General features: G+C 53.1%; 7 protein-coding genes and 2 pseudogenes. All 9 read left to right on the forward strand.

Annotated features, from left to right (window positions below; genetic code table 11):
- Positions 1–591: 591 nt before the first annotated feature.
- Positions 592–2,319, forward strand: a complete 1,728-nt coding sequence (locus tag IKE44_RS05890; RefSeq protein ID WP_252976549.1) for a methyl-accepting chemotaxis protein — start codon at positions 592–594, stop codon at positions 2,317–2,319.
- A gap of 594 nt (positions 2,320–2,913) precedes the next feature.
- Positions 2,914–5,766, forward strand: coding sequence for a 2-oxoglutarate dehydrogenase E1 component (locus tag IKE44_RS05895; protein ID WP_049625282.1), 2,853 nt, complete (start codon positions 2,914–2,916; stop codon positions 5,764–5,766).
- 31 nt (positions 5,767–5,797) lie between these two features.
- Positions 5,798–7,066: a 2-oxoglutarate dehydrogenase complex dihydrolipoyllysine-residue succinyltransferase gene (gene odhB, locus IKE44_RS05900; protein WP_049625286.1), complete on the forward strand. Its 1,269-nt coding sequence runs from the start codon at positions 5,798–5,800 to the stop codon at positions 7,064–7,066.
- A gap of 257 nt (positions 7,067–7,323) precedes the next feature.
- On the forward strand, positions 7,324–7,545 hold the full coding sequence (locus tag IKE44_RS05905; RefSeq protein ID WP_015374317.1) for a hypothetical protein: 222 nt from the start codon (positions 7,324–7,326) through the stop codon (positions 7,543–7,545).
- Positions 7,546–7,648: 103 nt separating this feature from the next.
- Entirely contained in the window at positions 7,649–8,434 is a 786-nt protein-coding gene (locus IKE44_RS05910) for an SDR family oxidoreductase (protein WP_015374318.1), read from the forward strand.
- Between the two features lie 77 nt (positions 8,435–8,511).
- Positions 8,512–9,399: pseudogene (locus tag IKE44_RS05915) on the forward strand (NAD(P)-dependent oxidoreductase); the annotation flags it as partial.
- 271 nt (positions 9,400–9,670) lie between these two features.
- Positions 9,671–11,035 (forward strand): acyl-CoA dehydrogenase family protein, encoded by a 1,365-nt coding sequence (locus IKE44_RS05920; RefSeq protein WP_353806754.1) that lies wholly within the window; start codon positions 9,671–9,673, stop codon positions 11,033–11,035.
- A gap of 92 nt (positions 11,036–11,127) precedes the next feature.
- The gene (locus tag IKE44_RS05925; protein ID WP_287465294.1) at positions 11,128–11,712 is read left to right on the forward strand and encodes a TetR/AcrR family transcriptional regulator; all 585 of its coding nucleotides are present in this window, start codon (positions 11,128–11,130) and stop codon (positions 11,710–11,712) included.
- A gap of 98 nt (positions 11,713–11,810) precedes the next feature.
- Positions 11,811–12,038 (forward strand): annotated as a pseudogene (locus tag IKE44_RS05930) (phosphotransferase family protein); the annotation flags it as partial.
- Positions 12,039–12,224 lie beyond the last annotated feature (186 nt).

The raw sequence follows: 12,224 nt of genomic DNA on the forward strand, positions 1-12,224 counted from the left end.
GGTTTGGAAAGCTGCAGCGTCAACCCCAGCGTGAAGAAAAACTTGTGGATTCCTTGGTGATGTGCTAATCTATTCATGAGACATGAACCTCCTTGTGTGAATGGGTTTTGAACACATCTATTTTACCCAAGGAGTCCGGTTCATGTCTCCTTTTTTGTTTAGTTGTCAATTTATGTCAGTGAATTTGCTCATCTACAGTATATAACATACGCCTTTCCCATCTATTTTTCAACATATCGATGAAAAAGTTAAAATAAATGTCAACATTTTTATTTGTAACCGTTTACTAAAAAAATCACCGTTGCAATTTCAGAAATAGTTGTTCTAATATAAGTCAAATAACGGAACAACTGAAAAACATAATAACAAACAACCGTCAATAACATCGTTTGACGCATTTCTTTCGCCTGCACATGTTTAAAGACGAGGATTTTTTGCTCCCCGCGCTAAAGAAACCTCTATTTCTTTTTCCGGTTCATGCGGCAACAAATCCTCAGCGAATGGTTCCGATGGGGCATCATGGTTTCTTTCACTCATTCGATTTTATATTTTTCAGTCCGCTTGTAAAATTTTTTGGTTCAAGATGAAAAAATGTGGCTGCAGCTTGAGAAACAGTTCCGCACGTTTTTGCGCCTGCATGAGAATGTGCAATTCATCTATATTGGCACCGAGCAGAAGAAAATGTATATATCGCCGATGACAGAGCTCCCGGACGGATACGATCCGACGAGCCGCCCGTGGTATAAAGCGGCGATGAAGCGGCCGGATGAAGTGGTGTGGACCGAACCGTACGTCGATGCGATTACCGGCAAGCACGTTGTGACGTTGGCCAAAGCGGTGAGCGAAAACGGCCGCATTGCTGCGGTCATCGGCATCGATATGACGCTCGATGCGGTGACAAGAATCGTCAATGCGAGCGACGTCGGCTATAACGGCTATCCGGTGCTGTTTGACGCGAAGGGGACGGCGGTCGTCCACCCACAATACAAGGGGAAAAACATGGCGAAAAACGCGACGGTCCGCTACATGCTCGAGCATGAAAAAGGAATGCACGAATATGAGCAAGACGGCGAACGGCGGGTGATTTACTTCACTACGATTCCAGAGCTTGGCTGGAAAGTCGGCGCTGTCTATAGAGAAAGCAATTTATCCGCGATGAGCCGCTCGCTCGGAGCAACCATGCTTGTCATTACGGTGATTGCGTTTATCGTCGCTTTGGTCGTCGTTTATTTCTTAGCGCGCTCAATCACCAAGCCGATTGTGGCGCTGCAAGAGCAAGTCGAAAAGGCGGCGGGCGGCGACTTGACGGTGCACGCGCGCATCACTGCCAAAGATGAGATTGGCCGCCTCGCCCGCCATTTTAACGAGATGATCGATCATATGCGCGCGCTGATCGGCGAAGTGAACCGATCGGTCAACGAGCTGGCCGCCTCGGCTGATCATTTAAGCGCCGTCTCAGAGGAAACGATGGCGACAAGCGAACAAGTGGCCAAAGCGATCAGCGAAATCGCCAAAGGAACGACCGATCAAGCAGGAAGCCTTGATACGATCAATGAGCGGACAACAGCGCTGTCGCAGCAAATCGAAGCGGTTGCGAATGCGACGGCTGGCATGGAGTCGCTGTCCGATGAAACGAAAACCGCGAGCTACGACGGCTTGGAGCATTTAAACATTTTGCAGAAAAAATCGGAGGAAGCGAAAAATGAACTCGAGTCTGTAGAAAATGTCATTAGCGACCTTGTGAAAAAGATGGATGAAATTGACGGTGTCATTCAAACGATCACGGCCATTTCCGGACAGACGAATTTGCTGGCGTTAAACGCCAGCATCGAGGCGGCGCGGGCTGGCGAGCATGGGAAAGGGTTTGCCGTTGTCGCTGATGAAGTGCGCAAGCTGGCCGAACAATCCGCGAAAGCGACGGAGATGATCCGCGCGACGATCGCCGCCATCCAGCAGCAAGCCGGGCTGGTGATGGAGGCGGTCCGCCGCTCCAAGCAGGCGTACAACGAACAGCGGGAAGCGGTGCACACGACCGGCGATTCATTTGTCAAAATCACTGGCATGATGGAGCAAGTGGCTGATGCGCTTGCTGGGATTATGGAGGAAGCAAAGCGGATGAACGCGAGCAAAGACGATGTCGTCGGAGCGATGCAAAACATCGCCGCCATCGCCCAACAAGCAGCGGCAGCGGCGGAAGAAGTGGCTGCTTCGGCTGATGATCAGTTGCAGGCGCTTTCGACGGTGACCGAATCGGCGGATGCGTTAAGCGAAATGAGCCGGCAGTTGAAACAACTGGTTGAGAAGTTTAAGATTTCATAAAAAATAGAAGGTGTCCTAGCGGCAACGGGGCGCCTTTTTTATCATCTCTAGCCGAGAAGGCTCCCATTTCCGCGTGCGTAAGTGGGGGATGAAGCATCAAGGATGTTCCCTAACGCCGCCCAAAAAAAGAAGGATTTCGCTTGCTGTCTTCGTAAGACAACGGAACCGTGGGACACACGAGGATGGCTTGGCTGGCAAGCCTGTCGTGGAGCGGTTGTTCCAAAGAATCTCCCACCGCTAAACGTTTGCGCAGGCAAGAGGCGTTCAATCATTTTCGAATAGGAGACTTTCACTTTCGCTTTGTACAGGGTGCAGTCCAAAATAAGCGGGAGATGAATGTCGGTCGGCGTTTACTTAAAATCATGAATGTCCCGCCGTCGTGCAGTCACGATCTTTTTTTTGTATTCATACAATAGTGAAATTTTTTCAGCTTCTTCGTCGATTTTAGTGGGCGATAGTGCTAAAATAAACATTGAAAACGTTTATACTTTTATTTTACTGTACGTTTGGGGATGCTGGCAGCGAAATGAGGACTTTCATGCATAGCTGTTTCCAGCCCGAACGATGCGAAAACAAGGTGGAGGTTTTTTCAAGATGGCAAAACAGACGAACTACGCTCAACCGTGGAGCCAGTTTTACGGGCCGAACCTCGGTTATGTCATCGACATGTATGAACAGTACCTCGATGACCCTAACAGCATCGACCTGGAACTGAAACAATTGTTCGAACAGTGGGGGGCGCCGGTTTTGGAAGAACCGGTTTCTTCTGCGGATGACGAGGCGGCCAAAACGCATCAAACGTTCCGGCTGCCGGAGACGCCGACGATTTTCAGCAAGCTTGTCGCTGCCGTCAAGCTGGCGGACAGCATTCGCCATTACGGCCATCTGGCTGCTGATACGAATCCGCTTGTCAAAAAGGAGAAAGAGCTGCGCCGCTTGGAGCTTGACGAATACGATTTAACGGAAGAGGATTTAAAGCGCATTCCGGTCGCGTTTCTTTGTCCCCACGCTCCGGCGCATGTCAAAAACGGCTGGGACGCCATCTTGCATTTGCGCAAAATTTACACGGACAAAATCGCGTTTGAATTCTCGCAAGTACATAATCTAGAAGAAAGGAACTGGCTCATCCAGCAAATTGAGTCCGGAGCGTACTATCCGAGCCTGGCGAACAAAGAGCGGGTTGCTTTGTTGCGCCGCCTGACGGAAGTGGAAGGGTTTGAAAAGTTCATCCACCGGACGTATGTCGGGCAAAAACGGTTTTCGATCGAAGGGCTTGATTCCATGGTGCCGCTTTTGGATGAGCTCGTCCGCCAAGCGATCGAACATGAAATCGACGCCGTCAACATCGGCATGGCGCACCGCGGCCGGCTGAATGTGCTTGCCCATGTGCTCGGCAAGCCGTACGAAATGATTTTCGCCGAGTTTCAGCATGCAGAGAGCAAAAACTTTATTCCATCTGAAGGAGCGGTGGCCATCACCTACGGATGGACGGGCGACGTGAAATACCATTTGGGGGCGGCGCGCCGCCTTCGCAATAAAAGCGTGCATACGATGCGGATTACGCTCGCTAACAACCCAAGCCATCTCGAAGTGGTCAATCCGGTTGTGCTTGGCTACACGCGCGCCGCGCAAGAAGATCGGACAAAACCAGGCGTGCCGGTGCAAAATACTGATGCGTCGTTTGCCATCTTGATTCACGGCGATGCCGCGTTCCCGGGACAAGGGATCGTCGCGGAAACGCTCAACTTAAGCCAGCTGCGCGGCTATACGACCGGCGGGACGATCCATATCATCGCCAACAACATGATTGGCTTTACGACGGAGAGTTACGATTCACGCTCGACGACGTATGCTTCCGATATGGCGAAAGGGTTTGAGGTGCCGATTGTGCACGTCAATGCCGACGACCCGGAGGCTTGTTTGGCGGCCGCATGCTTGGCGTTTGCCTACCGCCAGCGGTTTAAAAAAGACTTTGTCATTGACCTAATCGGTTACCGCCGTTTCGGTCATAATGAAATGGATGAGCCGATGGCGACGAACCCGACGATGTACGCGATCATCAACCAACATCCGACCGTACGCCGGCTGTATGCGCAAAAATTGATGGAAAAAGGGATCATCACCGAGCGGGAAGTCGACGAAATGGAGCAAGAGGTGGCGGAACGGCTGAAAATCGCCTACGAGCGGGTGCCGAAAAACGAAGACGAGCTTGATTTCATCATGGATCCGCCCAAACCGGTCGTCGATCGGCTGCCGGAAGTGAAAACAAGCGTGGCGAAAGACGTGCTCCATCGGGTGAACGAAGAATTGTTGCAGTTTCCGGACGGATTCAACGTCTTTAACAAGCTTGAGCGCATTTTAAAACGGCGAAGCGGCGTGTTTGCGCAAAACGGCAAAGTCGATTGGGCGCACGCGGAAATTTTGGCGTTCGCCACGATTTTGCAAGACGGCGTGCCGATCCGCTTGACCGGGCAAGATTCGCAGCGCGGCACGTTTGCGCAGCGCCATTTGGTGCTCCATGACGTGAAAACCGGTAAAGAGTATGTGCCGCTTCACCACATCAGCGGCGCCAAAGCGTCGTTTGTCGTGTACAACAGCCCGCTGACGGAAGCCGCCGTGCTCGGCTATGAATACGGATACAACGTTTACGCGCCGGAGACGCTCGTGCTTTGGGAAGCGCAATTTGGCGACTTCGCCAACATGGCGCAAGTGATGTTTGATCAATTCATTTCATCCGGCCGGGCGAAATGGGGGCAAAAATCCGGGCTTGTCATGCTCTTGCCGCACGGCTACGAAGGGCAAGGCCCTGAACATTCAAGCGGCCGCGTCGAGCGCTTTTTGCAGCTGGCGGCGGAAAACAACTGGACGGTTGCCAACTTATCGACGGCCGCGCAATATTTCCATATTTTGCGGCGGCAGGCGGCGCTGTTGACAAGAGAAGAAGTGCGTCCGCTCATCATTATGACGCCAAAAAGCTTGCTCCGCCATCCGCTGGCGGCGTCGGATGCGGAAGCGTTCGTTGACGGCGCGTTCTCGCCGGTGCTCGAACAGCCGGGATTGGGCGCTGACGCTGGCAAAGTGGAACGCATCGTGTTTGGCACCGGAAAATTGATGATCGATTTGGCGGAACAAATCGGCAAAATGGAAGGTCTTGACTGGCTGCATATCGTGCGCATTGAAGAGCTGTATCCGTTCCCGGAAGAAGCGGTGAGAGACATCATCGCCCGCTATCCGAACGTCAAAGAGCTCGTCTGGGTGCAAGAAGAACCGAAAAACATGGGGGCATGGCTGTATATGGAACCGCGCCTGCGGGCGTTGGCTCCAGAGGGTGTCGATGTCAGCTACATTGGGCGGCGCCGGCGGGCCAGCCCGGCGGAAGGCGATCCGGTCGTCCACCGAAAAGAGCAAGAGCGCATCATCCGCTGTGCATTGACGAAGCATGAATGATGACTACGGAACATTTGAGGAGGGCATCAATGTGGCCGAGATCAAAGTCCCAGAGTTAGCAGAATCCATCACGGAGGGAACGATCGCCCAATGGCTGAAAAAACCGGGCGACTACGTGGAAAAAGGAGAATCGATTTGCGAGCTTGAAACGGATAAAGTGAACGTGGAAATTATGGCGGAAGAGTCAGGTGTTTTGCAACAGCTGCTTGCCAATAAAGGCGATACGGTTGCGGTCGGTCAAGCGATCGCCATTATCGGAGAAGGAACGGCGTCGGCACCGCCTGCACCAGAGAAGGCGCTGCAGCTGGCCGAGGAACCAAAACCGGCTGTGCCGGTCGACCGTGCTGAGCAGCCAGCGCCGCAGCCGGTTGCGGTTGCCCAAGCGCCAGGCCAACGACCGATTGCTTCGCCGGCTGCTCGGAAAATGGCACGTGAAAAAGGGATCGACTTGACGCAAGTGCCGACCGTTGATCCGCTTGGACGCGTGCGCAAACAAGACGTCGCCTCGTTTGCCGCCCAGCCAGCCGCCGCTCCGCAGCCGGCTCCGCAAGCCGCGCCGACGTCGACGCCGGCCGCCGTTCCAACCGCTGAGGCCGGCAAGCCGGTCATCCGCGAAAAAATGTCGCGCCGTCGGCAAACGATCGCCAAACGGCTGCTGGAAGTGACGCAAACGACCGCGATGTTGACGACATTTAACGAAATTGACATGTCGGCGGTCATCGATTTGCGCAAGCGGAAAAAAGATAAATTTTTCGAAGAGCATGACGTCCGCCTTGGCTTTATGTCGTTTTTCGTCAAAGCGGCTGTCGCGGCGCTGAAAAAATATCCGTACGTCAACGCGGAGATCCAAGGCGATGAGATTTTGCTGAAAAAATATTACGATATCGGCGTTGCCGTATCGACGGATGAAGGGCTTGTCGTTCCGGTTGTGCGCGACTGCGACCGGAAAAACTTCGCCGAAATTGAGCGCGACATTGCCGAATTGGCGGCGAAAGCACGCAGCAATAAGTTGTCGCTTGCGGATTTGCAAGGCGGCACGTTTACGATCACAAACGGCGGCGTCTTCGGCTCGCTTCTGTCGACTCCGCTTCTCAACGGCCCGCAAGTCGGCATTTTAGGGATGCATTCGATCAAACTGCGCCCGGTCGCCATCGACGAAGAGCGGATCGAAAACCGGCCGATGATGTATGTTGCTTTGTCGTACGACCATCGCATTATCGATGGCAAAGAGGCCGTCGGGTTCTTGAAAACGGTGAAAGACTTGATCGAAAATCCGGAAGACTTATTGTTGGAAAGCTAACCAAGGCAGGAACGGGGGATGTCCCAAAAGGATCGGGACACCCTCTTTCGTTTCTATATATACACCGACCGCTTCTTCCGCACTATATTTTGTGTCTATACTGAAGACAGATAGCCTTTTGGGTCAGCCCCTTTTTTGGAAAAGAACAAAAAGAAAAGTGCAGTCACCTGTTTTTGAAGGAAAGCGCGATTCGGAACCGAAAAGGCATGATTGCGCGATGCGGTGGTACACTACAAGCAAAAAGGAGGGAACCATTGATGCCGGAACGCGGACGAAACGACCATCCACATTCCTTTCACCGTGACGGCGCCCGCGAAAGCATCATCAACGATGCAACTGCCGACGGCGCCAAGGCAATCGGTGTACGGATTGACGCCGATCCGATGCGGGCGGCCAACCCTGACCCGTTTCACGTCGACTCCCTTGCTGTCGAGGAAGGAATGAAGCGATTTCGCTCTCTCATGGAAGGAAAAAAGTGATTCGCCCAGCGGATCGCTTTTTTCGTGAACGAAAAAAGAAGGAAAACGGCGAACAAACGCGAATATTGTTTACTTAATATGACTATTTTTCGGGGGGATGGCAATGGAGTACGGATTAGCCGGAAAAACGGCATTGGTCGCCGCCTCAAGCCAAGGGCTCGGCAAAGCGGTCGCCCGGGCGCTTGTGCTCGAAGGAGCAAACGTGATGATCACGAGCCGGAACGAAGAAAAGCTGCAGGAAGCAGCCGAGGAGTTGAATGGGCTGCATAAGGGACGCGTCGCCTACACGCGTGCAGATGTGACGAAGGCGGAAGACATCCGCCAGCTGGTCGCCAAAACGGTCGAAACGTTTGGGACGATCGATTTGCTCGTCAACAACGCCGGCGGCCCTCCGGCGGGAACGTTTGAAACGGTGAGCGACGAAGACTGGCAATATGCGTTTGAGCTCAATTTATTGAGCTACATTCGGCTGATTCGTGAAGCGCTGCCATATTTAAAGAAAAACGGCGGCAAAATTGTCAACATCGCTTCGTCATCGATCAAAGAACCGATTCCGGGCTTGATTTTGTCGAACACGTTTCGCACCGGGATTGTCGGGCTGACGAAAACGTTGGCGACGGAATTCGCGCGGGACAACATTTTGATCAACACCGTCGCTCCCGGGCGGATTGCGACAGAACGCGTCGCCTTTTTAGATAAGGTGAACGCCGAAAAGCTTGGCATTACAAAAGAGGAAATGGAAGCGCGCATGAAAAGCGCCATTCCACTCGGCCGCTACGGGACGCCGGAAGAATTTGCGAACGTCGTCGTCTTTCTATTGTCTGAAGCGAACTCGTACGTCACCGGACAAGCGTTGATCGTCGACGGCGGCATGGTCAAAGCGATTTAACGATTTTCGAAAGAAGCCTCCGCTGCTAAGCGAAGCGCAGGTGGTGACCAGATCGCTGGGCGCTTGCGGCCAAACGGACAAGAAGGGAGAGGACAGCGTTGAAAACGATCGGGTTTATCGGCCTTGGCGTCATGGGGAAAAGCATGGCGCGCCACTTGCTGAAGGCGGGCTATCCACTTCTAGCTTATACACGCACAAAAGAAAAGGCGGAAGACTTGCTTCAGGAAGGAGCGGTTTGGAAGGAAACGGTTGCTGATTTGGCGCGGGAGGCGGATGTCGTCATGACGATGGTTGGCGATCCTCACGATGTCGAGCAAGTGTATTTCGGCGAGGGCGGCATTTTGGAGAATGCGCGGCCGGGAACATATGTCATCGATATGACGACGTCAACGCCGACGCTCGCGCAATCGATTTACGAGGCGGCCAAGCAAAAGGGCATCCATGCTTTGGACGCCCCGGTGTCCGGCGGCGACATCGGCGCGCGCGAAGGAACGTTGACGATTATGGTCGGCGGTGATGAGGACGTCTTTTTGGCGTGCAAGCCGATTCTCGAGCGGCTTGGCACGAACATCGTGCGGCAAGGAGGAGCTGGAGCCGGCCAGCATACGAAAATGTGCAACCAAATTGCCATCGCCACCAATATGATCGGCGTTTGCGAGGCCATGGCGTATGCGAAGCGGGCTGGTCTTGATCCATTCAAAGTGTTGGAAAGCATCGCCAAAGGGGCAGCCGGCAGCTGGTCGCTGAGCAACTTGGCGCCGCGCATGTTGTCAGGAGATTTTGCTCCGGGGTTTTACGTCAAGCATTTCATTAAAGATATGAAAATTGCGCTTGAGGAAGCCGAGCGGATGAACTTGCCGCTGCCAGGCCTGGCGCTCGCCAAACAAATGTATGAGGAGCTGGCGCAAGCCGGTGAGGAAAACAGCGGCACGCAAGCATTGTACAAACGCTATATCAGACAGTGACATGGGGGGGCGGATTCGTCCTCTCTTTTTTTGAATGTGAGATATATTTATCAAAAAATATTGAATATTTCTTTTGGTCGAGGTATAGTAGAAATAAAGGGCACATACTAACCGGTTAGTATACAGGGAGGGGATGACATGGACTTTTCCTATTCGCCGAAAGTCCAAGAGTTGATCAAAAAAATTAAGCGCTTTCATTGAAGAGTACATTTATCCGAACGAAAGGGTGTATGAGGAGCAGCTGAACGCCCAAGAGTCAAGATGGTCAGGGGTGCCGCCCATCATCGAAGAGCTGAAGGAAAAAGCGAAAAAAGAAGGGCTATGGAACTTGTTTTTGCCGGACAGCGAATACGGAGCCGGCTTAACGAACGTCGAATACGCGCCGCTTTGCGAAATTATGGGCCGTTCGCTCATTGCTCCGGAAGTGTTCAACTGCAATGCGCCGGATACCGGCAACATGGAAGTACTCGTCCGCTATGGAACAGAAGAACAAAAGCGGAAATGGTTCATCCCGCTCTTGAACGGAGAAATCCGCTCCTGCTTTTCGATGACGGAGCCGGATGTCGCGTCGAGCGATGCGACGAACATTCGCGCTTCGATCGTTCGCGACGGCGATGAGTATGTCATCACCGGACGGAAATGGTGGTCGTCTGGCGCCGGCGACCCGCGCTGCAAAGTCGCCATCGTGATGGGAAAAACGAACCCCGATGCGCCAAAACATGAGCAGCAGTCGATGATCATCGTTCCGCTTGATACGCCGGGCGTGAAAATCGAACGGATGCTGCCGGTGTTCGGCTTTGACCATGCGCCGCACGGGCATGCCGAAATTACGTATGACCATGTGCGCGTGCCGAAAGAGAACATCATTTGGGGCGAAGGGAAAGGGTTTGCCATCGCCCAAGGGCGGCTTGGACCGGGACAGATCCACCATTGCATGCGCTTGATTGGAGCGGCGGAGCGGGCGCTTGAGTTTATGTGCCGGCGCGTGCAGTCGCGGGTGGCGTTCGGCAAGCGGCTTGCGGACCATGGCGTCATTCGCGATTGGATCGCTCAGTCGCGCATTGAGATCGAGCAGGCGCGCCTGTTGACAATGAAGGCGGCGTACATGATGGATACGGTCGGCAACAAAGCGGCGCGCAAAGAAATTGCCATGATTAAAGTTGTCGCTCCGAATGTCGCCTTAAAAGTGATCGACCGTGCCATTCAGGCGTTTGGCGCCGCTGGGGTGAGCAACGATTTTCCGCTTGCTGCCATGTGGGCGAACTCGCGCACGCTCCGTCTGGCCGATGGGCCGGATGAGGTGCATAAAGAGCTAGTTGCCAAAGATCTGATCATCGCCGGCGGCTATAACATTTATCCGCGTGAAATCGAAGAAGTGCTGTACGAACATCCAGCGATGAAAAAGGCGGCGGCAGTTGGTGTGCCTGATCCGTACCGCGGCGAAACGGTGAAGGTGATCATCGTCCTGAAAGAGGGGATGCAAGCAAGTGAGGAAGAGATCATCGCCCATTGCCGAAAAAACTTAACGGCGTACAAAGTGCCGCGCATTGTCGAGTTCCGTGCCGAACTGCCGAAGACGAACGTCGGGAAAATTTTGCGCCGCGCCTTGCGTGAAGAGGCGTCCCGCCCGCAATAACAGAGGGCTTTCGGCCAAGTCCGAAACAGGCTTGGCCGTTTTATGGTACAATAGCTGGCAGCGACTACATTTTAGGCAAGAGGTGTAAAAACATGAAGGAGAAAATTATGGCTGCCAGCATTGAGCTGTTTGAACAAAATGGGTTCAGCGAAACATCGATCCAAGACATCGTTGACGCCCTCGGGGTGACAAAAGGGACGTTTTATTACTATTTTACAAGCAAAGAAGAACTGTTGATGGATATTCACCTTCGCTACATTGAAAGGCTGCTTGACGAAGAGGAGCGCATTATAAGCGATAAACGGCGCTCGGTGCGGGAAAAGCTGTATGATATTATCTTCATGCTCATTCATAATGTCGAACGGCAAGGAAGGGAAGCTCGCATTTTTTTTCGTGAAATGAAGCATTTGAATGAGGAGCATTTACAGAAAGTAAAAGAAAAGCGCGATTTGTTCCGCTATCGGCTGCAGTCGTTGATTGAGGAAGGAATGAAAAGCGGTGAACCGCGCTGCGATTTGTCGCCATCGATCGCCACGCTTACCGTTCTTGGGGCGGCCAATTGGAGCTACCAATGGTTTCGTCCGGACGGAGAGCTGACCGATGCCGAGGTGGCGAAGCAGATGGTGGAGATCCTGCTTGATGGCATGAGCGCGCCGTCTGTCTCGAAAGCCGAGTGAAAAGAGAGACAAACAAGTTTGATCCGAGGTGTGTCGATGGATGCTGTTCGTGCGGCGGCAATGGCGCGCTTGAATTGTTGACCAAGGGGGAGAGGGAGATGACAGCGATTATTCCAGTGCGCAAGGGGGAAGAACTGCCGGCAGGGAAGCTGGCCAAGTTTTTGCGCACGGTGCTGCCGGACATGCCGGATGGGGAGCTCGAGATCCAGCAATTTTCCGCCGGCCGGTCGAATTTGACGTATTTGCCCCGCTGTGGGGAGTGGGAGGCGGTGCTGCGCCGGCCGCTGTTTGGCCCGGTTTTTATACGCGCGAACAGTTTATTGAGGCATATGCCAAAAAAAGTGGACGTGATGTGTCCAATATACACGTTTATTTAACTTCCCTCCGAAAGAAGTCTCCTACTTCTAAACGTGAAGGTGCGCCAGCACCAGTGAAAGTGGGAGATGAATTTCGGTTGGCGTTAGCCAACGAATAGGATAGAATATGGCTAGAACGGACACCTTCGGAACGAA

This window comes from Geobacillus sp. (assembly GCF_017515625.1).
GTDB classification, from domain to species: Bacteria; Bacillota; Bacilli; order Bacillales; family Anoxybacillaceae; genus Geobacillus; species Geobacillus stearothermophilus.